The organism is Actinomadura sp. (assembly GCF_044508335.1).
GTDB lineage: Bacteria > Actinomycetota > Actinomycetes > Streptosporangiales > Streptosporangiaceae > Spirillospora.
Genome location: NZ_JBIQHY010000041.1, coordinates 1 through 23,539, shown reverse-complemented (window position 1 = coordinate 23,539; position 23,539 = coordinate 1). Strand labels below are relative to the sequence as shown.

Sequence of the window (23,539 nt, the reverse complement as noted above, 5' to 3'; positions counted from 1 at the left end):
CGGGACCACAAGGGGGGAACGGCATTCAACCGTGATCTGTCCGGGCGGCCGCCGTCCCAAACCCGCCGCGGCCGCGTGCGCGCCCCGGCCGCACTACGATGGGCGCGCCCGGTCACGGGGCGGCGGAGCGACAGAGAACGGACGGCGATGCTCAACAAGATCAGGCCCGCGCTGGGGCGCGTCCTCACCCCCGTCGGACAGGCGGTCGCGCGGACCGGGGTCTCGCCCAACGCGATCACCGTCATCGGCACGGTCGGCGTCGCCGCCGGCGCGCTCGTCCTGTTCACCCGCGGCGAGTTCTTCTGGGGCACGATGGTCATCACCGCGTTCGTGCTGTTCGACATGCTGGACGGCGCGGTCGCCCGGGTCACCGGCAAGATCTCCAAGTTCGGCGCCTTCCTGGACTCCACCATGGACCGGGTCGCCGACGCCGCGATCTTCGCCGGGCTGATGATCGGGCTGTACCGGGACGGCCAGGAGCCCCTCGCCGGGGTCGCGCTGTACTGCCTGGTCTCCGGCGTCGTGGTGTCGTACGCCAAGGCCCGCGCCGAAGGGCTCGGGTACACCTGCAACGTGGGCATCGCCGAGCGCGCGGAGCGCCTCATCGTCGCGCTGGTCGCCGCCGGGTTCGACGGCCTCGGCGTCCCCTACATCCTCGCGGTGGCGCTGTGGGCGCTCGCCGCGCTCAGCACCGTCACGGTCGGGCAGCGGTTCGCCGCGGTGTACGCCCAGGCGAGCGCCGCCGACCGGGCCGGGAAGCAGGACGGGACCGGTGAGGAGAACGGGGAGGAGAACGGGGCGGAGAACGGGGCGGAGAGGACGCCGGAGCCGCGGCCATGACCACGCCCCGCCGCGGAGGCGACCCGCCGTCGCTCCGCGATGAGGTGACCGACGCCGTCTACGCCCTCGGCTGGACGGTCGTCCGCAAGATGCCCGAGAGCGTCGCGCGGCTGGTCTTCACCGCCCTCGCCGACCGCACCTGGCACCGCTACGGCTCCGGGGTGCGGCAGCTGGAGAAGAACCTGTGCCGCGTCCTCGGCAAGGACGAGGTCGACGACGAGGTCCGCATCCTCAGCAAGAAGGTGCTGCGCTCCTACCTGCGCTACTGGCTGGAGGTGTTCCGGCTCCCCGAGTACGACCGGGCGCGGATCCTCGGCCGGATGCGCGTGACCGGCGAGAAGAAGATCTTCACCAACCTCGAAGCCGGGCGCGGCGTGATCCTGGCGCTGCCCCACATGGGCAACTACGAGCACGCGGGCGCGTGGCTGGTGCACTGCGGGTACCCGTTCACCACCGTCGCCGAGCGGCTGGAGCCGGCGTCGCTGTTCGACCGGTTCGTGGAGTTCCGCGAGAGCCTCGGCATGGAGGTCCTGCCCCACCGGGGCGCCTCGGCGTTCGGGCGGATGGCGCAGCGGCTCCGCGCCGGGCGGCCGGTGTGCCTCGTCGTCGACCGCGACCTGACCGAGAGCGGGATCGACGTCGAGTTCTTCGGCGCCACCGCCCGGATGCCCGCCGTCTCCGCCGCGCTCGCGATCCAGACCGGCGCCGCCCTCATTCCCGTGACACTCTGGTATGAGGGGGAGTACTGGGCGGCGCGCGTCCACGAGGAGATACCGGTACCGGACGAGGGCGGCAGACAGGAGAAGATCCAGGCCATGACCCAGGAGCTCGCGCGCGCGTTCGAGGAGGGCATCGCCGCGCACCCCGAGGACTGGCACATGCTGCAGAAGGTCTGGGTGGACGACCTGGACGGCGACGGGGCGGACGACCGGGCGGGCGGCCGGGGATGAGCGCCGCGCGATGAGGGCGATGAGGACCGGGCGATGAGGACCCCGCGATGAGGATCGGAATCGTCTGCCCGTACACGTGGGACGTCCCGGGCGGCGTGCAGCGGCACATCGGCGACCTCGCCGAGGCGCTGATCGGGTTCGGCCACGACGTGTCGGTGATCACCCCGGCCGACGACGACGCCGAGCTGCCGCCCTACGTCGTGTCGGCCGGGCGCGCCGTCCCCGTGCCCTACAACGGGTCGGTGGCGCGGCTGGCGTTCGGGTTCCTGTCGGCCGGGCGGGTCCGGCGGTGGATCCGCGAGGGCGGCTTCGACGTCCTGCACGTCCACGAGCCCGCCGCGCCCTCCCTCGGGCTGCTGGCCTGCTGGGCGGCGGACGGGCCGATCGTGGGCACCTTCCACGCGTCCTACGAGAAGTCGCGGGCGCTGTCGGTCACCGCGCCGATCCTGCAGAGCGCCCTGGAGAAGATCACCGGCCGGATCGCGGTGTCGGAGGCGGCCCGCACCACGCTCGTCGAGCACCTCGGCGGCGACGCCGTGCTGATCCCGAACGGCGTCGCGACCGAGCGCTACGCGATGGCCGAGCCGCTGCCCGGCTGGCGCGGCCGCGCCGAGGCGCCGCGCGGCGACGGCGGGGCGCTCGGGTTCCTCGGCCGGATGGACGAGCCGCGCAAGGGCCTGCCGGTGCTGCTGCGCGCCTTCGAGATCCTCGGCCGCCGCCGCCCCGGGCTGCGGCTGCTGCTCGCCGGGCCGGGCGACGCCGACGACGTGATCGGCCGGGTCTCGCCCGAGCTGCGCGACCGCGTCGTCGTCCTCGGCATGGTCAGCGAGGAGGACAAGGTCCGCGCCTACCACTCGGTGGACGTCTTCGTCGCGCCGAACCTCGGCGGCGAGAGCTTCGGCATCGTGCTCGCCGAGGCGATGTCGGCGGGCGCGCCGATCCTCGCCAGCGACATCGAGGCGTTCGACCGGGTGCTGCTCGGCGGGCGCGCCGGGGCGCTGTTCCCGGTCGGCGACCACGAGGCGCTCGCCGCGGCCGCCGGAGAGCTGCTGGACGACCCGCCGCGGCGCAAGCAGCTGTCCGCGGAGGCCCGCGCCGCCGTCCGCGCCTACGACTGGTCGGCCGTCGCGCGCGAGGTGCTGAGGGTGTACGAGACGGTCACGGACGGCGGCGCCGGCGTCGTCGAGTCCGGCCTCGGGCTGTAGGAGCGCGCCGGATGTCCTACGACTGGATCATCGACGTCCTGTTCTGGATCGCCGTCGTCTTCCTGATCGGCGTGTACGTGTCGTGGCGCGCGACCCGGCTCGACCGGCTGCACGTCCGCGTCGAGACCGCCCGCGCCGCGCTGGACGCCGCGCTCGTCCGGCGGGCCGCCGCCGCGCTGGAGCTGGCCGCCTCCCGGCTGCTGGACCCGGCCACCAGCCTGGTGCTGGCGACCGCCGCGCACGAGGCGCGCACCGCCGACGCCGAGCGCCGCGAGTTCGCCGAGAGCGACCTGTCCCGGGCGCTGCGCGCGGTCGTCGACCAGCCCGAGTTCGCCGCCACCATCACCGCCCGCGGCGCGGGCGACGGCGCCGAGGTACTGGACGAGCTGTCGTCGGCCGCCGCGAAGGTCGCCTATGCCCGCCGCTTCTACAACGACGCCGTCTCCCAGGCGCGGATCGCGCGCCGCAAGCCGCTGATCCGGATCCTGCCGCTCGCCGGGCGCGCCCCGCTGCCGGACTTCTTCGAGATCGACGACGACCCGCCGGCCATCTGATCCGCCGATATCGATCACAGCCGGGGCCGGATCCGTATCCCCGGACGGGGCGGGCGCATCCGATCACGTTCGCTACTCTCTGGCAGACCGTCCATGGGAGGGGTACATCGTGCGATCCGCAAGGGGCACCGCCGTCCGGCGCCGCGCGGCAGCCGGGCTCGTCGTCGTACTCGGCGCCGCAGCCCTGCCGGCCTGCTCGGACTCGGGCGGCCCGAAGAGCGCGCCGCCGCCGCGCAGCACGCCGGCGCCGTCGCCGAGCGAGACGCCCGAGCCCGCCGTGCACCCGTTCAACGGCGGCACGAAGGGGCTGGACAACCCCGTCCTCGCCGTCAAGATCGAGAACACCCGGCCGGCGCTGCCGCAGAGCGGCGTGAAGGCCGCCGACATCGTCTACGTCGAGCAGGTCGAGGGCGGCGAGACCCGGCTCATGGCGGTGTACTCGTCCAAGCTGCCGAAGCGGGTCGGGCCGGTCCGCAGCGCCCGCATCTCGGACCTGCACATCCTGCCGCAGTTCGGGCGGCCCGCCTTCGCGTTCTCCGGCGTGCAGAGCAAGATGAAGAAGTACATCCGCAGGGCGCCGGTGTACGACATCTCACAGGAGAACGGGGGCGGCGCGTACTTCAGGTCCAGCACCAGGCGCATCCCCTACAACCTGTACGCGAACCCGAAGAACCTGCTCAAACGGGCGCCGAAGGCGGCGAAGCCGCGCGACATCGGGTTCCGGTTCGGGGACGCCCCCGAAGGCGGCAAGCCGACCAGGTCGTTCACCGCCCGGTGGCCGTCGGCGACCATGGGCTTCACCTGGTCGGCCAAGGAGAAGCGGTGGCTCGCCAGCTGGGGCGGCCGCCCCGACCGCGCCGCCGAGGGCGGGCGGCTGGGCGGCAAGACCATCGTCATCCAGTACGCCAAGACGACCCGGTCGAAGTTCCACGACTTCCTCGGCAGCTACACGCCGCTGATCCACACCACCGGCACCGGCCGGGCCGTCGTCCTGCGGGACGGCAAGTCCTACAAGGCCAAGTGGTCGCGGCCCTCCGAGAAGAAGGGGACGACCTTCACCACCGCCGACGGCGAGCCGATGACGTTCGCGCCGGGCCAGGTGTGGGTGCTGCTCGTCAACGACGGCAAGCCCTACACGCCCTGACCCGCGTTCCGGACGGCCCGGCGGCGGTCACTCTGTAAGCGCCGGGCCGTGCGCGTTGACGGTCTGCCGGGTCGAACAGTCGCACGAGCAGGCAATATCATGGAAAGTGATTTGTCGTCCGTCCACGTGAGGAATGCCCGTGTCCACTTCCACTCCCGCCACTGACAACGCAGCGCCCGAGACCGGGACCGCCCGCGTCAAGCGCGGCATGGCGGAGATGCTCAAGGGCGGCGTGATCATGGACGTCGTCACGCCCGAGCAGGCGAAGATCGCCGAAGACGCGGGCGCCGTCGCCGTCATGGCCCTGGAGCGGGTGCCCGCCGACATCCGCGCCCAGGGCGGCATCTCCCGGATGAGCGACCCCGACATGATCGACGGGATCATCAACGCGGTCTCCATCCCGGTCATGGCCAAGGCCCGCATCGGCCACTTCGTCGAGGCCCAGGTGCTGCAGGCCCTCGGCGTCGACTACATCGACGAGTCCGAGGTGCTCACCCCGGCCGACTACGACAACCACATCGACAAGTGGGCGTTCACCGTCCCGTTCGTGTGCGGCGCGACCAGCCTCGGCGAGGCGCTGCGCCGGATCACCGAGGGCGCGGCGATGATCCGCTCCAAGGGCGAGGCCGGCACCGGCGACGTCTCGAACGCGACCACGCACATGCGGAAGATCCGGCAGGAGATCCGCCGGCTGCAGAACCTGCCCGAGGACGAGCTGTACGTCGCCGCGAAGGAGCTCCAGGCCCCCTACGAGCTGGTCAAGGAGGTCGCGCAGGCCGGCAAGCTGCCCGTCGTGCTGTTCACCGCCGGCGGCATCGCCACGCCCGCCGACGCGGCGATGATGATGCAGCTCGGCGCCGAGGGCGTCTTCGTCGGCTCCGGGATCTTCAAGTCCGGCAACCCGGCCCAGCGCGCCGAGGCCATCGTGAAGGCCACCACCTTCCACGACGACCCCGACGTGATCGCCAAGGTGTCCCGCGGGCTCGGCGAGGCCATGGTCGGCATCAACGCCGCCTCCCTCGGCGAGGACCAGAAGTTCGCGGGCCGCGGCTGGTAGCCCGGGGGTCCACAGCTCGGGCGGACGGGGTTAACCTGGCGGCGTGGCCGGAGGGCGGTGTCCGGCCGCGGGAGGGGAGAGCATGGCTTGGTCGGTCGCGCTGGCGTGCGCGAGCGCGGGTGAACCCACCGAGGTGTTCCGGCCGGGCCTCGTGCCCGACCCGGACGCGGCCGCGGCGATCGCGCGCGGCCTCTACCCCGCGGACACCCTGACCGAGACCGGTGACACGGTCCTGGACTTCGCGCTCTGGCCGTACGAGGACGAGCTGTTCGTCGGGGCGTTCGAGCGGGCGCTGCTGCTCTGCGACCGGCGGCTGTTCTGCCTCGACGACGACGCCCGCCGGATCGCCGACACCGCCGCGGCGGCGCTGCCCGGCTCGCACTGCGGCGTCCTCGTCCTGCACAACGTGATCCGCGGCTGCTGGTTCCGCTGGTACGACTCCGGCGAGCTGCGCCGCGACGTGTTCGTCACCGCCGAGGACGGCGTCGTCGTCGACCAGGGCGACCGGCTGGCCGCCGAGCGGCCGTTCTGGCGCGCCATCGACGCGGGCGCGCCGGACGTCCCCCTGCCGTTCGACCCCGAGGAGTTCGGCCTCGCGCTCGCCGAGGCGCACATGTTCGGCCGCGGCATCGCCGACCGCGGCAAGGACGGCTTCCTGCCCCTGGAGCTCCCGCTGCGCCGCTTCAAGCACGCCTGACCGCGGGAAGACCGGCCAGGTCGCGGCGCGTTGTAAGGAATGTCTAGGGTTGACACGACCCCGCCGCATCCCCGGAAGGTTCCCACGTGACGACTGTGCCGACGATCGGTGTCCTCGCCCTGCAGGGCGACGTGCGCGAGCACGCCCGCGCGCTGGAGGCCGCGGGGGCGCGCACGGTGGGCGTGCGCCGCCCCGAGGAGCTGGAGCGCGTCGACGGGCTCGTCCTGCCCGGCGGCGAGTCCACCACGATGTGGCGGCTGGCGCGCGCGTTCGACCTGCTCGACCCGCTGCGCAAGCGGATCGAGGCGGGCATGCCCGCGTACGGCTCCTGCGCCGGCATGATCATGCTCGCGGACCGCATCCGGGACGGCGTCGCGGGCCAGGAGACCGTCGGCGGGATCGACATGACCGTGCGGCGCAACGCGTTCGGCCGCCAGGTCGACTCCTTCGAGGCCGCGGTGCCGCTGACCGGTATGGGGGACACGCCGTACCACGCCGTTTTCATCCGCGCGCCCTGGGTCGAGTCCGTGGGCGACGCCGTCGAGGTCCTCGGACGCGCCGAGAGCGGCCCGAACGCCGGTAGGATCGTCGCCGTTCGTCAGGGACGTCTCATGGCGACCTCGTTCCATCCGGAGTTGACAGGCGATTTCCGCGTGCACCACTACTTCGCCGATCTGGTGCGCCGGACCACAGAGGAGGAGTGACAGATGTCCGGCCATTCCAAGTGGGCGACGACCAAGCACAAGAAGGCGGCCCTCGACGCCAAGCGGGGCAAGCTCTTCGCGAAGCTGATCAAGAACATCGAGGTGGCGGCGCGCACCGGCGGCGGCGACCCCGATGCCAACCCCACCCTCTACGACGCCATCTACAAGGCGAAGAAGAACTCCGTGCCCAACGACAACATCGAGCGCGCGCGCAAGCGCGGCGCCGGTGAGGAGGCCGGGGGCGCCGACTGGCAGACCATCACCTACGAGGGCTACGCGCCCGGCGGCGTCGCGGTGCTCATCGAGTGCCTGACCGACAACCGCAACCGCGCCGCCTCCGAGGTGCGCGTCGCGCTCACCCGCAACGGCGGCTCGCTCGCCGACCCCGGCTCGGTGTCGTACATGTTCAACCGCAAGGGCGTCGTGATCGTCCCCAAGGCGAACACCAGCGAGGACGACGTCATGATGGCCGTCCTCGACGCGGGCGCCGAGGAGGTCAACGACCTCGACGACGACAACTTCGAGGTCGTCAGCGAGGCCGCCGACCTGGTCGCCGTCCGCACCGCCCTGGTCGACGCGGGCATCGACTACGAGTCGGCGGAGAGCAAGTTCCTGCCGAGCGTCACCGTCCCCCTCGACGAGGAGAACGCCAAGAAGGTCTTCCGCCTCCTCGACGCCCTGGAGGACTCCGACGACGTCCAGGACGTCTACGCCAACTTCGACGTCTCCGACGAGGTCATGGCCTCCCTCGACGCCTGAGCCCGCTCCTCCGCCGCCGCTCCCCGCCGGGACGCGGCGGCGCCGCGCGTCGCGCCGCTCCCGCCGGGGTGCTTCTGGCCGGGGCCGCGGGTTGGTAGCGTTGGCGGCCGAACAGATGATCGAAGGAGCGGCCGTGCGGGTGATGGGGGTGGACCCCGGGCTCACCCGGTGCGGGGTGGGGGTCGTCGAGGGCGCCCCGGGCAAGCGGCTCCACCTGGTGCACGTGTCCGTCGTGCGGACCGGCGCGGACGAGGAGCACGCCCTGCGCCTGGTGGGCATCGAGGCGGGCATCGAGGCGCTGATGGAGGAGTTCCGGCCGGACGCCGTCGCCGTCGAGCGGGTGTTCTCCCAGCACAACGTCCGGACGGTGATGGGGACCGCGCAGGCCGCCGGCATCGCGATGCTGGCGGCGGCCCGGCGCGGGCTGCCCGTCGCCCTGCACACCCCCAGCGAGGCCAAGGCCGCCGTCACCGGGAACGGGCGGGCCGACAAGGCGCAGGTGACCCGGATGGTGACCCGGCTGCTGTCCCTGGAGACGGCCCCCAGCCCGGCGGACGCGGCGGACGCGCTCGCGCTGGCCATCTGCCACGTCTGGCGCGGGGGAGCGCAGCAGCGGCTCGCACACGCGCGGCGGTCGCGCATCGAGGAGGCGGCCCGGGCCGAGCGCGCCCGGCTCGCCGCCCGCGGCAGAGGAGGAGAAGTCCAGTGATCGCCTTCGTCAGCGGCCGGGTGGCCGCCGCGGGCCCCGACGGGGCGGTGATCGACGTGCACGGCGTCGGGCTCTCGGTGCAGTGCACGCCCGCGACCCTCGCCGGGCTGCGGGTCGGCGACGAGGCGCACGTGCCGACGTCCCTCGTCGTCCGGGAGGACTCCCTCACCCTGTTCGGGTTCGCCGACGACGACGAGCGGACGGTGTTCGAGCTGCTGCAGACCGCCAGCGGCATCGGGCCCCGGCTCGCGCTCGCGATGCTCGCCGTCCACACGCCCGACGCGCTGCGCCGCGCCGTGGCCGCCGAGGACGTCGCCGCCCTCACCAAGGTGCCCGGCATCGGCAAGAAGGGCGCCCAGCGGATCGTCCTGGAGCTCCGCGACCGGCTCGGCGGCCCGGCCGGCGACGGCGCCGGCGAGGTCCGCGCGACCGCCCGCGCGGAGGCCTGGCGCGAGCAGGTGCAGATGGGGCTGATCAACCTCGGCTGGTCCGCGAAGGACGCCGGCGCCGCCGTGGACGCCGTCGCCGCCGACCTCGACGGCGGCGAGGCGCCGCCCGTGGCCGTCCTGCTGAAGTCGGCGCTGAAGAAGCTGAGCAGATGACGGGCGGCGGACCGGGGCTCCCCCCGCGGGGAGCGGGGCGCGAGGAGCCCGAGCGGCTCGTGTCGGCGGCCGCCGACGGCGCCGAGGAGCAGCGGATCGAGGCCGCGCTGCGGCCGAAGAAGCTCGCCGACTTCGTCGGGCAGGAACGGGTCCGCGAGCAGCTGTCGCTGGTGCTGCACAGCGCGCTGCGGCGCGGCCGGACGCCCGACCACGTGCTGCTGTCGGGCGGCCCCGGCCTCGGCAAGACCACCCTCGCCATGATCATCGCGGCGGAGCTGGGGCAGCCGCTGCGGATCTCCTCCGGGCCCGCGATCGAGCGGGCCGGCGACCTCGCGGCCGTGCTGTCGACCCTCGCCGAGGGCGAGGTCCTCTTCCTGGACGAGATCCACCGGCTGGCGCGTCCCGCCGAGGAGATGCTCTACATGGCGATGGAGGACTTCCGGGTCGACGTCGTCGTCGGCAAGGGACCGGGCGCGACCGCCATCCCCCTCGACATCGCGCCGTTCACGCTGGTCGGGGCCACCACGCGGGCGGGCATGCTGCCCGGGCCGCTGCGCGACCGGTTCGGCTTCGTGGCGCACATGGACTTCTACGAGCCCGCCGAGCTGGAGGTCATCGTCCGGCGGTCGGCGGCGCTGCTGGACGTCGAGATCACCGACGACGCCGCCGCCGAGGTCGCCGGGCGGTCCCGCGGCACGCCCCGCATCGCCAACCGGCTGCTGCGCCGCGTCCGCGACTACGCCGAGGTCCGGGCCGACGGGGTCATCACCAGGGAATCCGCTCGGGCCGCCCTCGCGTTGTACGAGGTGGACGAACGGGGGCTGGACCGGCTCGACCGGTCCGTCCTGGAGTCGCTGATGCGCAAGTTCGGCGGCGGCCCCGTGGGTCTCTCCACCCTCGCCGTGTCGGTGGGGGAGGAACCCGAGACCGTGGAGGTCGTCGCCGAGCCGTTCCTCGTCCGGCAGGGCCTGCTGGCGAGGACGCCCCGCGGGCGCGTCGCCACCGCGGCCGCGTGGGCCCACATGGGCCTCGCCCCGCCGCCGCCGGCGGCGCCTCCGGCGGGGACCCTGTTCGACGTGGACGAGGGCGCCGACCCGGCGCAATAGTGATCATCCGGTAACGGGTTGGGAACTTCCGGGCGTCGCCGATCGTCGCGTCGTTGCCGGGGTCTCGCGTACTCTCTAAACTCCGGGACTTGGTTCACCGTCTCCAGCCGGCGGTCCCGTGCGCGTGGCCGTTCCGGTCACAGGCTGGGCAATCGACATCGGAAGGATGCCCCTGCAATGGGCAGCGACATGATTCTCGCCGCGGACTCGGGCGGCAGCGGGGCCTTCAACCTGCTCCTGCTCCTCGCGATCCCCGTGGTCTTCTACCTTCTGCTCATCCGGCCGCAGAGCAAGCGGCGCAAGGAGCAGATGCAGATGCAGAGCGACCTGCGGCCCGGCGCCCGCGTGCTGACGACGAGCGGCATGCGCGCCGTCGTCGTGGAGGTCGACGACGACGGTGTCGTGCTGGAGATCGCCGACGGTGTCGAGGTGAGGTTCCTCAAGCAGGCCGTCATGCAGGTCCTCAAGGACTCCGACTCCGAGGACCTCGACGACGAGCTCGACGAGGACGCCGACGAGCAGGAAGAGGACGAGGACGACGCCGTCGACCTCTCCAAGGACGGCGGTGCGGACGCCGACGACTCCGCGGCGGACGAGGACGGCGAGCCCGAGTCCGAGCCGAAAGGGAAGACGAAGGTGAAGACGGCCGACAAGCCGTCCGCCTAGCCCCTCCCTCGGCGACGACAAAGACGGGAAGTACGACGACAAGTGGCATCGCCCAGAAACGCTCCCAAGCCCGGGCGCACCCTCCTCGCGCTGTTCGCGGTCCTGGTCGTCCTCGCCGGTCTGGCGGTCTGGCAGGGGCGCACGACGCCCAAGCTCGGCCTCGACCTCGCCGGCGGGACGACCGTGACCCTCACCGCCAAGACCCCCGGCGGGGGCGATCCCCCCGCCGAGCAGATGAACCAGGCCGTCAAGATCATGACGCAGCGCGTCAACGGCCTGGGGGTCTCGGACGCCGAGGTCGCGAAGCAGGGCAGCAACAACATCGTGGTGAACGTCCCCGGCGAAGGGCAGAGCCGCGTCGTCAGCCTGATCGGCACCACGGCGAAGCTGCAGTTCCGCCAGGTCTTCGCGACGGCGGACGGCCACCCGTCGGGCGGTGCCTCGCCGAGCCCGTCGCCGAGCCACTCGGCCAAGGACAAGGGCGACAAGAACGACAAGGGCGCCAAGGACGGCGGTAAGAGCGCCTCACCGTCCGCGTCGCCCACGGCGAGCGCGTCGCCCTCGTCGTCGTCCACCCCGCGCGGCAAAGCGCTGTCGCAGGCGCTGACCGCCCCGACGCCGAAGCCGTCCGGCGGGGCGACCCCGTCCCCGTCGTCGCCGCTGGTCCAGCCGTCCGGGCAGCCCTCCGCCCCGGCGCAGGACTACCCCGGCGTGACCGACAAGGCCGTGATCAAGCAGTTCGAGGCGCTCGACTGCTACAGCGGCGACCGGCACGCCCCCGGCGCGAACGACCCCTCCCGCAAGTTCGTCGCCGCCTGTGACCAGGACGAGGAGAACGGCCAGGTCACCAAGTACATCCTCGGGCCCGTCCGGGTGCTCGGCGAGAACGTCGACAAGGCCAACGCGATGCCGCCGAACGCCCAGCAGGGCCAGGCGAGCTGGTCGGTCTCGCTGAAGTTCGACGGCAAGGGCGCCCGCCAGTTCGGCGAGGTCACCACCGACGCCTCCCGCGCCTACCAGCAGAACCCGTCCTCGCCGCAGGCGCAGGTCGCGATCGTGCTGGACGGCCAGGTCGTCTCGGCGCCCGCCATCCGGGAGGGCCCGATCACCGGCGGCACGGCCAGCATCGACGGGCCGCCGGAGAGCTTCGACCAGCAGTACGCCACCGACCTCGCCAACGTGCTCAAGTACGGGGCGCTGCCGCTGGAGTTCACGCAGAGCTCCATCGACGAGGTGTCGTCCACGCTGGGCTCCGACCAGCTGACCGGCGGCCTCATCGCCGGCGCGATCGGCCTCGGCCTGGTCGTCCTGTACTGCCTGTTCTACTACCGCGGCCTCGGCCTGGTGGCGGTGTCCAGCCTGGTCGTGGCGTCGATCACCACCTACGAGTCGGTGGTGATCCTCGGTGAGGGGATGGGCTTCCGGCTCTCCCTGCCGCACATCATCGGGCTGATCGTCTCGATCGGCATCACCGCCGACTCGTTCATCGTCTACTTCGAGCGGCTGCGCGACGAGCTGAGGGCCGGCCGCAAGCTGCGCTCCTCCGTGGAGAACGCCTGGAAGCGGGCGCGGCGCACGATCCTCGTCGCCGACGCCGTCACGTTCCTCGCCGCGCTGGTGCTGTACTTCCTCGCGGTCGGCGGCGTCGCCGGGTTCGCGTTCGCGATGGGCCTCACGACGCTCATCGACATCGTCGTGGTGTTCTTCTTCACCAAGCCGATGGTCGCGCTGCTGTCGCGCACCAAGTTCTTCGGCCGGGGGCATCCGATGTCGGGGCTCGACCCGAGGCGGCTGCACAAGGCCGCCCAGGACAAGGCCGCGGCGGCCACCGCCCGCACGACGAGCCAGGAGGCCTGACCCATGGGACTGCGAACGGCCACCTCGCGGATCTACCGGGGCGAGATCAGCGCCGACATCGTCGGCCGCCCGAAGATCTGGTACACCATCTCCGGGCTGCTGCTGGCGCTGTCGATCGCCGGCCTGATCGTCCAGGGCCTGAACTTCGGCGTCGAGTTCAAGGGCGGCTCCGTCTTCACCTTCCAGGCGAAGAGCTCCTCGATCGAGCAGGTGCGCACCGCCGTCACCGACGGCGGCGCCCACCAGGCGATCGTGCAGAAGGCCGGTGACGACTGGCGGGTCACGACCGAGAGCATGGACTCCGCGCACGTCACCCAGGTCAAGTCCAAGATCACGCAGGAGCTGAGCGTTCCCGCGAACGAGGTCAGCACCCAGGTCGTCGGCGCCTCGTGGGGCGGCGAGATCCAGAAGAAGGCCTGGCAGGCGCTGATCGTCTTCATGATCTTGATCATCGGCTACCTGTCGGTCGCGTTCGAGTGGCGGATGGCCGTGGCCGCGGTCGTCGCGCTGATCCACGACCTCGTCATCACGGCCGGCGTCTACGCCTGGTCCGGGTTCGAGGTCACCCCGGCGACGCTGCTCGGCTTCCTGACGATCCTCGGCTACTCGCTGTACGACGCGGTCGTCGTGTTCGACATGATCAAGGAGGTCACGAGACCGCTCGGCCCGACGTCCAAGACCACCTACAGCGAGGCCGCGAACCAGGCGCTCAGCAGCACGCTGGTGCGCTCGCTGAACACCTCCCTGGTGGCGATCCTGCCGGTCGGCGCGATCCTGTTCATCGGCACCACCCTGTTCGGCGCCGGGACGCTGAAGGACCTGTCGCTCGCCCTGTTCGTCGGCATGATCGTCGGGACGTACTCCTCGATCTGCGTGGCGACGCCGCTGCTCGTCCAGTTCAAGGAGCGCGAGCCGAAGTACCGGCAGATCCGGGAGAACATCGCCCGCCGGGAGCGCAACGCGACCAAGCAGGTCAAGACCGCCAAGGTCACGGCCGGTGCGGGCGCGTCCGGGGAGCCGCCCGCCGGCGCGGCGCCCGGCGGCGCGGCGTCCGGCGGCGGGTCCGACGACCGGCCCGCGGACGTGCGGAGCACCGTCACCGTGCGGAAGGTCGTGCAGACGGGGCCGCGGCAGCAGCCGAAGCGCGGGACGCGGCAGCAGCGCCGCGGCGGCAAGTAGCACAAGGGGACTCTTCGACCGTGGACCTCGGAAAGCTGATCCAGGAGCGGATCCGCGACATCCCCGACTACCCGAAGCCCGGGGTGGTGTTCAAGGACATCACCCCGCTGCTGGCCGACCACGTCGCGTTCGCCGGTGTCGTCGACTCGATCGTCAACCACCGCGGCCGCGGCACCATCGACAAGATCGTCGGCATCGAGGCCCGCGGGTTCATCCTCGCCGCGCCCGTCGCCTACCACTTCGGCGCCGGGTTCGTCCCGGTGCGCAAGAAGGGCAAGCTGCCCGCGGAGACGCGCGCGGAGACCTACGACCTGGAGTACGGGAACGAGACGATCGAGATCCACTCCGACGCGCTCGAACCGGGCGACCGGGTGCTGGTCGTCGACGACGTCCTCGCCACCGGCGGGACGGCCCGGGCCGCCGCGGACCTCGTCCGGCGGGTCGGCGGCGACGTCGTCGGGCTGTCGGTCCTCCTGGAGCTCTCCTTCCTGCACGGACGCGACAAACTGGGGAATCTGGACGTCCATTCCCTGGTTACGGTCTAGTGCGAAATGCCCGCCGGATACACTGGCGCCAACAGGGTCCGGCGGGGACGGGCGCGACCCGCGGGACCTGCGCTACAGCGCCCGGATGGACGAAGGAGGCTGGGTGCCCGGTGAGGTGGTATCGACCGGCGCGGTGAGCGACGCCGCCGCGGCGACCCGGGCCGGAGACCGTCCGGTGCGGGAGACCGCGGGGGAGCGGGCCGTGAAGACGGCCGGGGCGTCCGGCGCGCCGCCGAGGCGCGGGGACCGCCGTGCGCCGCCGACCGGACCTCCCGCCGAGGGCCCGCAGGCTCCCGAGGGCTCCGAGCTCCCGGCACCCGAAAGCCCGGCTCCCGAGTTTCCGGCTCCCGAAGGTCCGGTCGCGGAGACCGCTCCGGCCACCGAGGCGCCGCCGGCGGAGAAGCCCGCCGCGCCGCCCTCCCGCCCACAGACTCCCCCCGCCGAGAGCACCGCCTCCAGGGAGGACGCCGATGACGCGTCCGAGCCCGACGTCCCGTCCAAACCGACGCCGGCCACGATTCCACCGTCTGCCGCCCGGGTGCGCCGCAGGCTCGCCAGGCTGGGCGCCCAGCGCGGCCCAACTATGAACCCGGTACTGGAACCACTGATCAAGACGGTCCGCAACACCCACCCCAAGGCGGACCTGCGGCTCATCGAGCGCGCGTACGACGTCGCGGCGCACTACCACCGCAACCAGAAGCGCAAGAGCGGCGACCCGTACATCACGCACCCCCTCGCGGTCGCGACGATCCTCGCCGAGCTCGGCATGAACACCGAGACGCTCTGCGCGGCGCTGCTGCACGACACCGTCGAGGACACCCCGTACACCCTCGACCAGCTCAGCGCCGAGTTCGGCGACGAGATCGCCGCGCTCGTCGACGGCGTCACCAAGCTCGACAAGGTCAAGTACGGCGAGGCGGCCGAGGCCGAGACCGTCCGCAAGATGGTCGTGGCCATGTCCCGCGACATCCGCGTCCTGGTGATCAAGCTCGGCGACCGGCTGCACAACATGCGGACGCTGCGCTACATGCCGCGGCACAAGCAGGAGAAGAAGGCCCGCGAGACCCTGGAGGTGTTCGCGCCGCTCGCGCACCGCCTCGGGATGAACACGCTGAAGTGGGAGCTGGAGGACCTCGCGTTCGCCACGATGTACCCCAAGCGGTTCGACGAGATCGCCCGGCTGGTGTCCGAGCGCGCCCCGCGCCGCGACGTCTACCTGCAGGAAGTGATCGAGAACGTCTCCACCGACCTGCGCGAGGCCCGGATCAAGGCCACCGTCACCGGCCGGCCGAAGCACTACTACTCGATCTACCAGAAGATGATCGCGCGGGACGTCAGCTTCGACGACATCTACGACCTGGTCGGCATCCGGGTCCTCGTCGACAGCGTCCGCGACTGCTACGCCGCGCTCGGCTCGATCCACGCGCGATGGAACCCGGTCCCCGGCCGGTTCAAGGACTACATCGCGATGCCGAAGTTCAACATGTACCAGTCGCTGCACACGACGGTGATCGGCCCGGAGGGCAAGCCCGTCGAGCTGCAGATCCGCACCTGGGGCATGCACCGCCGCGCCGAGTACGGCGTCGCCGCGCACTGGAAGTACAAGGAGGAGACGGTCGGCGGCCGCAAGGCCGGCGACATGCAGTGGCTCCGCCAGCTCCTCGACTGGCAGAAGGAGACCGCCGACCCGGCCGAGTTCCTGGAGTCGCTGCGCTTCGACCTGTCGGTCTCCGAGGTGTTCGTGTTCACCCCGAAGGGCGACGTGATCGCGCTGCCGCAGGGCGCGACGCCCGTCGACTTCGCGTACGCGATCCACACCGAGGTCGGGCACCGATGTATCGGCGCCCGCGTCAACGGCCGCCTCGTCCCGCTCGAATCGACCCTCGACAACGGCGACACCGTGGAGGTCTTCACCTCCAAGTCGCCGGACGCGGGGCCCTCGCGCGACTGGCTCGGCTTCGTCAAGAGCGCCCGCGCCCGCAACAAGATCAAGCACTGGTTCTCCAAGGAGCGCCGCGACACCGCGATCGAGTCCGGCAAGGACGCCATCGCCCGCGCGATGCGCAAGCAGAACATGCCGCTGCAGCGGATGATGTCCGGTGAGGCCCTCCTCGCCCTCGCCCGCGACATGCGCTACCCGGACGTCTCCTCCCTCTACGCCGCCGTCGGCGAGAGCCAGGTCTCCGCGCAGCACGTCGTCCAGCGCCTCGTGGACGCCCTCGGCGGCGTGGAGAGCGCCGAGGAGGACCTCGCCGAGATCGCGCTGCCGACCCGCCGCAAGCAGCGCCGCGCGGGCGACCCCGGCGTCGTCGTCGCCGACGACCCGGACGTGTGGGTCCGGCTGTCCCGCTGCTGCACCCCGGTCCCGGGCGACGACATCGTCGGCTTCATCACCCGCGGCCACGGCGTGTCCGTGCACCGCTCGGACTGCGCCAACGTCGCCAGCCTGAAGTCGCAGCCCGACCGCCTGATCGACGTCAAATGGTCCCCCGGCGAGGACTCGGTCTTCCTCGTGGCCATCCAGGTCGAGGCCCTCGACCGGCCCCGCCTGCTGTCGGACGTGACCCGCGTCCTCTCGGACCAGCACGTCAACATCCTGTCGGCCTCGGTCACCACGTCCCGCGACCGCGTCGCGGTCAGCCGCTTCACCTTCGAGATGGGCGACCCGAAGCACCTCGGCCACGTTCTGAAGGCGGTCCGCTCCATCGACGGCGTCTATGACGTCTACCGCGTGACCAGCGGCGCCACCCGCTAGGGCGGCACCCGCTGGGCGGCACCCGCCAGGCGGCACCTGCCAGGCCCCGCCCCCGCCGCGAGCGGCGGGGGCGGGGCTCAGGTCACTCTTCGGGCCGGTCGTCCTCGGGGATCACGTCGACGCCGGCCTCGGCGCGCTGCTGGGCGGTGATCGGGGTCGGGGCCGCGGTCAGCGGGTCGTAGCCGGACGCGGCCTTCGGGAAGGCGATCACGTCGCGGATGGAGTCCTGCCCGGCGAGGAGCATGACGGTGCGGTCCCAGCCGAAGGCGATGCCGCCGTGCGGGGGCGGGCCGAACTTGAACGCCTCCAGCAGGAAGCCGAACTTGGACTCCGCCTCCTCCTTGGACAGGCCGAGGACGTCGAAGACCCGCTGCTGCATCTCGGCGCGGTGGATGCGGATGGAGCCGCCGCCGATCTCGTTGCCGTTCAGGACGAGGTCGTAGGCGTCGGCGAGGGCGGCGCCCGGGTCCTCGTGGAAGGTGTCGGCGTACTCCGGCTTCGGCGCGGTGAACGGGTGGTGCACGGACGTCCAGCCGATCTGCTCGCCCTTGTCGTCCTCGACGGGCTCGAAGATCGGGGCGTCGACGACCCAGACGAACTCCCACGCGGACTCGTCGATCAGGCCGCGGCGGCGGCCGATCTCCAGGCGGGCCGCGCCGAGCAGCTCCTGCGTGGCGTGCCGCTTGCCGGCGCCGAAGAAGATCGCGTCGCCGGGCGCGGCGCCCGTCTTGGCGGCAAGGCCCTCCTTCTCGGCGTCGGAGAGGTTCTTGGCGACCGGGCCGCCGAGGGCGCCGTCCTCCTGGACGAGGACGTAGGCGAGGCCGCGGGCGCCGCGGGCCTTCGCCCAGTCCTGCCAGCCGTCCAGCTCCTTGCGGGTCTGCGACGCGCCGCCCGGCATGACGACCGCGCCGACGTACGGGGCCTGGAACACGCGGAACGACGTGCCGGCGAAGTACTCGGTCATGTCGGTCAGTTCGAGGCCGAAGCGCAGGTCGGGCTTGTCGGAGCCGTACCGGGCCATCGCGTCGGCGTAGGTGATGTGGGGGATCGGCCGGGGGATCTCGTAGCCGGCGATGTCCTTCCAGAGGCGCGCCACGAGGTCCTCGCCGACCTTCAGGACGTCGCCCTGGTCGGCGAACGACATCTCGATGTCGATCTGGGTGAACTCGGGCTGCCGGTCGGCGCGGAAGTCCTCGTCGCGGTAGCAGCGGGCGATCTGGTAGTAGCGCTCCATGCCGCCGACCATCAGCAGCTGCTTGAACAGCTGCGGCGACTGCGGCAGCGCGTACCAGTGGCCCGGCTTGAGCCGGACGGGGACGAGGAAGTCGCGGGCGCCCTCGGGCGTCGACCGGGTGAGCGTGGGCGTCTCGACGTTGACGAAGCCGTGCTCGCGCATCACCTCGTGCGTCAGGAACGACGCCTCCGAGCGGATCTTCATCGCGCGGGCGACGGACTCGCGGCGCAGGTCGAGGTACCGGTACTTGAGCCGGATCTCCTCGTTGACGTTGACGTCGCCCTCGATGGGGAAGGGGAGCGGCGCGGCGTCCGACAGCACCTCGATGTCGGTGGCGGCGACCTCGATGTCGCCGGTCGGCAGCTCGGGGTTCTCGTTGCCGGCGGGGCGGACGCGGACCTCTCCGACGACCTTGACGCAGAACTCCGAGCGCAGGTCGTGCGCGGTGTCCTCCTCGCGGAAGACGACCTGCGCGGTGCCGGACGCGTCGCGCAGGTCGATGAACGTGACGCCGCCGTGGTCGCGGCGGCGGCCGACCCAGCCGGCCAGGGTCACCTGCTGACCGGCGTGCTCCTTGCGGAGGGTGCCCGCCTCGTGGGTGCGGATCATTTGGAGAGCCTTTCCTTCAACGTCGTGACGAGGTCGGTGAGCGGGACGGCGGTCTGGTCGCCCCCGGCCAGGTCCTTGACCTGGGCGACGCCGTCCGCGATATCTCGCTCCCCGAGGATCACGGCGTAGCGGGCGCCGGAGCGGTCCGCGTCCTTCATGGCGCCCTTCAGCTTCTTGCCGCCGAACGCCATGTCGGCGGCGATCCCGGCGCGGCGCAGGTCGGCGACGAGCGTGAACACGCGGCGCTCGGCGGTGTCGCCGAGCGGGACGCCGAACGCCTCGCAGCGCGGCTTGGCGGCGAACGCCGCGCCCCGCCCCTCCCGCGACTCGGCTTCGAGGGCCAGGATGGTGCGGTCGAGGCCGAGGCCGAACCCGATGCCGGGGAGGGGCGGGCCGCCGATGTCCTCGGAGAGGCCGTCGTAGCGGCCGCCGCCGCCGATCCCGGACTGGGCGCCGAGCAGCGGGTGGTCGAACTCGTAGGTGGTGCGGGTGTAGTAGTCCAGGCCGCGGACGAGGGTGGGCGTGTCCTCCCACGCGATGCCGAGGTCGGCGAGCAGTTCGCGGACCCGGTCGTGGTGCGCCTTGCACGCCGGGCACAGGTGGTCGGCCATCAGCGGGGCGCCGGCGAGCTGCTCGCGGACCTTGGGGCGCTTGTCGTCCAGGACGCGGAGCGGGTTGATCTCGACGCGGGCGCGGGTGTCCTCGTCGAGGTCGAGGCCGCGCAGGAACTCCTGCAGCAGGGCACGGTACGCGGGGCGGCACTCCTTGCAGCCGAGCGAGTTCAGCAGCAGCCGCACCCGGGTGATGCCGAGCGAGCGGTACCAGTCCGACGCGATCGCGATGGTCTCGGCGTCGACCTGCGGGTCCTCGCTGCCGATCGCCTCCAGGTCGAGCTGGTAGAACTGCCGGTAGCGGCCCTGCTGCGGGCGCTCGGCGCGGAACGCGGGGCCCGTCGTCCACACCTTCACCGGCAGCGGGCCCTTGTGCAGGTTGTTCTCCAGGACGGACCGCAGCACCGACGCGGTGAACTCGGGGCGCAGCGTCAGCGACCGGCCGCCCCGGTCCTCGAAGGTGTACATCTCCTTGGACACCACGTCGGTGGACTCGCCGACGCCGCGCCGGAACAGGTTGGTGTCCTCGAAGACGGCCAGCTCCAGGTAGCCGTAGCCGGCGAGCCGCGCCTGCTCGGCGAACGCCTCGCGGATGGCGTAGAAGAGGTCCGCGCGCGGCGGGACGTATTCACTGACCCCCTTGGGGGCCCGGAAGCTCGAACTCATGGTCTCTTAGGCTCAGAATCCCTTGTTGGGCCCGTCCGCGGGCGCGCTCGTCCCCTTCAGGGAGGGCGACTCCCCTGGCCGAAGCCCGGTGAGGAACGGGTTGGTGGCGCGTTCCCGGCCGATTGTGGTCTGCTCGCCGTGGCCGGGCAGGACGGCGGTGTCGTCGGGCAGGGTCAGGCACACCCGGGACAGGCTGGCGAGGATCTCCTCGTACGATCCGCCCGGCAGGTCGGTGCGCCCGATCGACCCCGCGAACAGCAGGTCGCCGCTGAACATCACGTCCGGGAGCCGCTCGGTCCGCGGGGTGCGGAACGTCACCGACCCGGGCGTATGGCCCGGCGCGTGGTCGACGGTGAAGCTCAGCCCGGCCAGTTCCAGCGCCGCGCCGTCGGCGAGCTCCCGCACGTCGTCCGGCTCCGACAGCCGCAGTCCGCCGAACAGCTGCTGCCCGGCGCTCAGCGACAGCCCCTTCGCGGGGTCGGTGAGCAGCTCGCGGTCGCCCGGATGGATGTAGGCGGGGACGTCCTTGGCGCCGCACACCGGGGCCACCGACCAGACGTGGTCGAGGTGGCCGTGCGTCAGCAGCACCGCGACCGGCTTCAGCCGGTGCTCGCGCAGGATCTCCTCGATCCCGTCCTCGGCGTCCTGCCCGGGGTCGATGATCACGCACTCCTCACCCGCGGCGGGCGCCACGATGTAGCAGTTCGCGGCGAACGATCCAGCGGGGAACCCGGCGACGAGCACGGTCGTCCTTCCTTAGAACCATCTCGGGTGGGCGTGTCCGAGCGTACCGGCGGGGCCGCGGCCACCGCGAACGAGATCGGGCGCCGCCGTGTCGCGCGGGGCCCGCAGGGCGCGCGGAAAGCGCTCCCTGAGCGCTCCCTGAACGCGGAGGCGCTTTTACTCGCAGGTACCGCTACTATGCGCTGCACGTTCACCTGATCACACCGGAGAGGCGAGGCACGTGGCGGGGAAGGACCGCAAGAAGCAGCTCGCGCGGCAACGGTACGAGCGCCAGCAGCAGCGCCGGGCACAGGAGGCGGCGAGGGCGCGCCGCCTCAAGATCATCGGTTCGGTCGCCGCGGTGGCGGTCGTCGTGGCCGGCGCCGCGGCGTTCATGGTGTTCAAGGAGGACGAGTCCACGGCCGCCGGGCCGCAGTGCGTCTACAAGGGCGACACGCAGGGCCGGGTGCCGAAGGACGTCGGCCGGCCGCCGGGCAAGCCCGCCTACCCGGGCATCGTCCAGGCCACGTTGAAGACGAACCGGGGCGACGTGGAGATGCAGCTGTACGGCGACAAGGCGCCCTGCACGGTGAACTCCTTCGCGTTCCTGGCGCAGAAGAACTACTACGACAAGACCGAGTGCCACCGGCTCACCAGCGGCGGCCTCAACGTCCTGCAGTGCGGCGACCCGACGGCGTCCGGCGAGGGCGGGCCCGGCTACCGGTTCGCCAACGAGAACACCGACGGCGCCACCTATACGGAGGGCACGCTGGCGATGGCGCACAGCAGTGCGCCCGACTCCAACGGCAGCCAGTTCTTCATGGTCTACAAGGACTCGCAGCTCCCGCCGGAGTACACCGTGTTCGGCAAGATCACCAAGGGGCTGGACGTGCTCCAGAAGATCGCCAAGGGGGGTTCGGACCCCAAGGGCGACGGCAAGCCCAAGAAGAAGGTCGAAATCCAGGACGTCACGATCGCCGGGAAATAGGCGAACGGGATACTAAGGTGTGGAGGGTCCGGAGGGCGTAAGTCGTCCGGACCCGCGATTCAGGAGGCAAGGGTGTCCAGCGCGACCGATCCCTGGGGCCGGGTGGACGAGGACGGCACCGTCTATGTCAGGACGGCCGACGGCGAGCGGGTCGTCGGATCCTGGCAGGCCGGTGCGCCCGAAGAGGCCCTGGCCTACTTCAAGCGCAAGTACGACGCGCTCGTCACCGAGATCGGCCTGCTCGAGCAGCGGGTCCGCACCACCGACCTGCAGCCCGCGCAGGCGCAGCAGAGCATCGACCGGCTCCGCGAGGCCGTCGCCGACGCGCACGCCGTCGGCGACCTCGACGCGCTCACCCGGCGGCTGGACGCCCTGACCGAGCAGGTCGGGCGGCGCCGCGAGGAGGTCAAGGCCCAGCGCGAGCAGCACCGCCACGAGGCCCGCGAGGTCAAGGAGCGCATCGTCGCCGAGGCCGAGCGCATCGCCGCCGAGGAGACCCACTGGAAGAACGGCGGCGAGCGGCTCCGCCAGCTCGTCGAGGAATGGAAGGCCGCCGACCGCATCGACCGGCCCACCGAGACCGCGCTGTGGAAGCGGCTGTCCGCCGCCCGCAACGCGTTCACCAAGCGCCGCAAGGCCTACTTCGCCACCCTCGACGACCAGCGCGAGGAGTCCCGCCGGGAGAAGGAGCGCCTCGTCGCCGAGGCCGAGGCGATGTCCGGCTCCACCGACTGGGGCGAGACCGCCGCCGCCTACCGCGACCTGATGCGCCGCTGGAAGATGGCCGGACGCGCCTCCAGGGACGCCGAAGAGGAGCTGTGGGCCCGCTTCAAAGGCGCCCAGGACACCTTCTTCCAGGCCCGCAGCGCCGCGTTCGCCGAACGCGACGCCGAATTCCGCGGCAACGCCCAGGAGAAGGAGAAGATCCTCGCCGAGGCCGAGCGGCTGCTGCCCGTCAAGGACGTCCGGCAGGCCCGGCAGGCGCTGCGCGTGATCCAGGAGCGCTGGGAGGCCGCCGGCATGGTCCCCCGCGACCAGCGCGACCGCCTCGAAGGCCGCCTCCGCAAGATCGAGGAGGCCGTCCGCGCCGCCGAGGAGAACGAGTGGCGCCGCACCAACCCCGAGGCCCGCGCCCGCGCCGAAGCCACCGTCGGGCAGCTGCGCAACTCCATCGAGCAGCTGGAGAAGCGCCTCGGCAAGGCCCGCGACGCCGGCCGCGACAAGGACGTCAAAGAGGCCGAAGAGGCCCTCAACGCCCGCCGCGCCTGGCTGGAAGAGGCAGAGCGGACACTCGCGGAATTCTCGTGAACTGTGTTTGCCCAGGGGGGCGACCCCCTGGAACCCCCGTTGGCGACGCAGGCGATCCTCGCTCCTTTGTT

The 23,539-nt window shown here is 72.0% G+C and carries 22 protein-coding genes; 19 read left to right on the top strand and 3 right to left on the bottom strand.

Translation table 11 applies throughout. The features are described 5' to 3' along the window. The first annotated feature begins 147 nt into the window (after window positions 1-147). The 17 genes from pgsA to ACIWVC_RS16470 all read left to right on the top strand — a co-directional run bounded on the left by pgsA (window position 148) and on the right by ACIWVC_RS16470 (window position 17,329). Complete coding sequence (gene pgsA / locus ACIWVC_RS16550; protein WP_396454282.1) at window positions 148-840, top strand: phosphatidylinositol phosphate synthase; 693 nt, start codon at window positions 148-150, stop codon at window positions 838-840. After that, a complete protein-coding gene (locus ACIWVC_RS16545; RefSeq protein ID WP_396448468.1) occupies window positions 837-1,790 on the top strand; it encodes a phosphatidylinositol mannoside acyltransferase in 954 nt (317 codons plus the stop codon). The genes pgsA and ACIWVC_RS16545 overlap by 4 nt, the downstream gene beginning before the upstream one ends. 47 nt (window positions 1,791-1,837) lie before the next feature. Continuing rightward, window positions 1,838-2,995: a glycosyltransferase family 4 protein gene (locus tag ACIWVC_RS16540; protein WP_396448467.1), complete on the top strand. Its 1,158-nt coding sequence runs from the start codon at window positions 1,838-1,840 to the stop codon at window positions 2,993-2,995. Between the two features lie 11 nt (window positions 2,996-3,006). Continuing rightward, window positions 3,007-3,549, top strand: coding sequence for a hypothetical protein (locus tag ACIWVC_RS16535; protein WP_396448466.1), 543 nt, complete (start codon window positions 3,007-3,009; stop codon window positions 3,547-3,549). Between the two features lie 109 nt (window positions 3,550-3,658). Then, window positions 3,659-4,693, top strand: a complete 1,035-nt coding sequence (locus tag ACIWVC_RS16530; protein WP_396454281.1) for a DUF3048 domain-containing protein — start codon at window positions 3,659-3,661, stop codon at window positions 4,691-4,693. A 133-nt stretch (window positions 4,694-4,826) separates the two neighbouring features. Further along, window positions 4,827-5,750, top strand: a complete 924-nt coding sequence (pdxS, locus tag ACIWVC_RS16525) for a pyridoxal 5'-phosphate synthase lyase subunit PdxS (RefSeq protein WP_396448463.1) — start codon at window positions 4,827-4,829, stop codon at window positions 5,748-5,750. A gap of 82 nt (window positions 5,751-5,832) precedes the next feature. Next, window positions 5,833-6,447, top strand: a complete 615-nt coding sequence (locus tag ACIWVC_RS16520) for a DUF6928 family protein (protein ID WP_396448462.1) — start codon at window positions 5,833-5,835, stop codon at window positions 6,445-6,447. 86 nt (window positions 6,448-6,533) lie between these two features. After that, window positions 6,534-7,151 carry a pyridoxal 5'-phosphate synthase glutaminase subunit PdxT gene (gene pdxT / locus ACIWVC_RS16515; protein ID WP_396448461.1) on the top strand — a complete coding sequence of 206 codons (618 nt, stop codon included), beginning with the start codon at window positions 6,534-6,536 and terminating at the stop codon, window positions 7,149-7,151. A 3-nt stretch (window positions 7,152-7,154) separates the two neighbouring features. Further along, window positions 7,155-7,910 carry a YebC/PmpR family DNA-binding transcriptional regulator gene (locus ACIWVC_RS16510; RefSeq protein WP_396448460.1) on the top strand — a complete coding sequence of 252 codons (756 nt, stop codon included), beginning with the start codon at window positions 7,155-7,157 and terminating at the stop codon, window positions 7,908-7,910. Window positions 7,911-8,043: 133 nt separating this feature from the next. Next, a complete protein-coding gene (gene ruvC / locus ACIWVC_RS16505; protein WP_396448459.1) occupies window positions 8,044-8,619 on the top strand; it encodes a crossover junction endodeoxyribonuclease RuvC in 576 nt (191 codons plus the stop codon). Beyond that, window positions 8,616-9,221 (top strand): Holliday junction branch migration protein RuvA, encoded by a 606-nt coding sequence (ruvA, locus tag ACIWVC_RS16500; RefSeq protein ID WP_396448457.1) that lies wholly within the window; start codon window positions 8,616-8,618, stop codon window positions 9,219-9,221. The genes ruvC and ruvA overlap by 4 nt, the downstream gene beginning before the upstream one ends. After that, window positions 9,218-10,327 carry a Holliday junction branch migration DNA helicase RuvB gene (gene ruvB, locus ACIWVC_RS16495; protein ID WP_396448456.1) on the top strand — a complete coding sequence of 370 codons (1,110 nt, stop codon included), beginning with the start codon at window positions 9,218-9,220 and terminating at the stop codon, window positions 10,325-10,327. Before ruvA ends, ruvB begins: the two co-directional genes overlap by 4 nt. A 177-nt stretch (window positions 10,328-10,504) precedes the next feature. Then, complete coding sequence (gene yajC, locus ACIWVC_RS16490; RefSeq protein WP_396448455.1) at window positions 10,505-10,993, top strand: preprotein translocase subunit YajC; 489 nt, start codon at window positions 10,505-10,507, stop codon at window positions 10,991-10,993. A 42-nt stretch (window positions 10,994-11,035) separates the two neighbouring features. Further along, the gene (gene secD / locus ACIWVC_RS16485) at window positions 11,036-12,850 is read left to right on the top strand and encodes a protein translocase subunit SecD (protein ID WP_396448454.1); all 1,815 of its coding nucleotides are present in this window, start codon (window positions 11,036-11,038) and stop codon (window positions 12,848-12,850) included. Window positions 12,851-12,853: 3 nt separating this feature from the next. Beyond that, window positions 12,854-14,029 (top strand): protein translocase subunit SecF, encoded by a 1,176-nt coding sequence (gene secF, locus ACIWVC_RS16480; protein ID WP_396448453.1) that lies wholly within the window; start codon window positions 12,854-12,856, stop codon window positions 14,027-14,029. A 20-nt stretch (window positions 14,030-14,049) separates the two neighbouring features. Beyond that, complete coding sequence (locus ACIWVC_RS16475; protein WP_396448452.1) at window positions 14,050-14,574, top strand: adenine phosphoribosyltransferase; 525 nt, start codon at window positions 14,050-14,052, stop codon at window positions 14,572-14,574. A gap of 583 nt (window positions 14,575-15,157) precedes the next feature. Further along, entirely contained in the window at window positions 15,158-17,329 is a 2,172-nt protein-coding gene (locus ACIWVC_RS16470) for a RelA/SpoT family protein (RefSeq protein WP_396448451.1), read from the top strand. Window positions 17,330-17,411: 82 nt separating this feature from the next. Here the strand turns inward: ACIWVC_RS16470 and aspS are convergent, their stop codons facing one another. Genes aspS through ACIWVC_RS16455 form a run of 3 tightly spaced genes read right to left on the bottom strand, consistent with a single transcriptional unit; the run spans window position 17,412 to window position 21,193 of the window. Next, window positions 17,412-19,172 (bottom strand): aspartate--tRNA ligase, encoded by a 1,761-nt coding sequence (gene aspS, locus ACIWVC_RS16465; protein ID WP_396454280.1) that lies wholly within the window; start codon window positions 19,170-19,172, stop codon window positions 17,412-17,414. After that, complete coding sequence (gene hisS, locus ACIWVC_RS16460) at window positions 19,169-20,449, bottom strand: histidine--tRNA ligase (RefSeq protein ID WP_396453139.1); 1,281 nt, start codon at window positions 20,447-20,449, stop codon at window positions 19,169-19,171. Before hisS ends, aspS begins: the two co-directional genes overlap by 4 nt. 12 nt (window positions 20,450-20,461) lie before the next feature. Further along, window positions 20,462-21,193, bottom strand: a complete 732-nt coding sequence (locus ACIWVC_RS16455) for an MBL fold metallo-hydrolase (protein ID WP_396453137.1) — start codon at window positions 21,191-21,193, stop codon at window positions 20,462-20,464. 220 nt (window positions 21,194-21,413) lie between these two features. On the opposite strand from ACIWVC_RS16455, the gene ACIWVC_RS16450 reads away from it, so the two are divergent. Together ACIWVC_RS16450 and ACIWVC_RS16445 are read left to right on the top strand one after the other, a co-directional pair. Next, window positions 21,414-22,160 carry a peptidylprolyl isomerase gene (locus ACIWVC_RS16450; RefSeq protein WP_396453135.1) on the top strand — a complete coding sequence of 249 codons (747 nt, stop codon included), beginning with the start codon at window positions 21,414-21,416 and terminating at the stop codon, window positions 22,158-22,160. A 72-nt stretch (window positions 22,161-22,232) separates the two neighbouring features. Beyond that, window positions 22,233-23,468: a DUF349 domain-containing protein gene (locus ACIWVC_RS16445; RefSeq protein ID WP_396454279.1), complete on the top strand. Its 1,236-nt coding sequence runs from the start codon at window positions 22,233-22,235 to the stop codon at window positions 23,466-23,468. Window positions 23,469-23,539: the final 71 nt, after the last annotated feature.

Bases quoted from the DNA above. Each gene is read 5' to 3' on its own strand.
- pgsA (WP_396454282.1), top strand. From the start codon at position 148: ATGCTCAACAAGATCAGGCCCGCGCTGGGGCGCGTCCTCACCCCCGTC.
- ACIWVC_RS16545 (WP_396448468.1), top strand. From the start codon at position 837: ATGACCACGCCCCGCCGCGGAGGCGACCCGCCGTCGCTCCGCGATGAG.
- ACIWVC_RS16540 (WP_396448467.1), top strand. From the start codon at position 1,838: ATGAGGATCGGAATCGTCTGCCCGTACACGTGGGACGTCCCGGGCGGC.
- ACIWVC_RS16535 (WP_396448466.1), top strand. From the start codon at position 3,007: ATGTCCTACGACTGGATCATCGACGTCCTGTTCTGGATCGCCGTCGTC.
- pdxS (WP_396448463.1), top strand. From the start codon at position 4,827: ATGCCCGTGTCCACTTCCACTCCCGCCACTGACAACGCAGCGCCCGAG.
- ACIWVC_RS16520 (WP_396448462.1), top strand. From the start codon at position 5,833: ATGGCTTGGTCGGTCGCGCTGGCGTGCGCGAGCGCGGGTGAACCCACC.
- ACIWVC_RS16510 (WP_396448460.1), top strand. From the start codon at position 7,155: ATGTCCGGCCATTCCAAGTGGGCGACGACCAAGCACAAGAAGGCGGCC.
- ruvB (WP_396448456.1), top strand. From the start codon at position 9,218: ATGACGGGCGGCGGACCGGGGCTCCCCCCGCGGGGAGCGGGGCGCGAG.
- yajC (WP_396448455.1), top strand. From the start codon at position 10,505: ATGGGCAGCGACATGATTCTCGCCGCGGACTCGGGCGGCAGCGGGGCC.
- secF (WP_396448453.1), top strand. From the start codon at position 12,854: ATGGGACTGCGAACGGCCACCTCGCGGATCTACCGGGGCGAGATCAGC.
- ACIWVC_RS16470 (WP_396448451.1), top strand. From the start codon at position 15,158: ATGAACCCGGTACTGGAACCACTGATCAAGACGGTCCGCAACACCCAC.
- aspS (WP_396454280.1), bottom strand. From the start codon at position 19,172: ATGATCCGCACCCACGAGGCGGGCACCCTCCGCAAGGAGCACGCCGGT.
- hisS (WP_396453139.1), bottom strand. From the start codon at position 20,449: ATGAGTTCGAGCTTCCGGGCCCCCAAGGGGGTCAGTGAATACGTCCCG.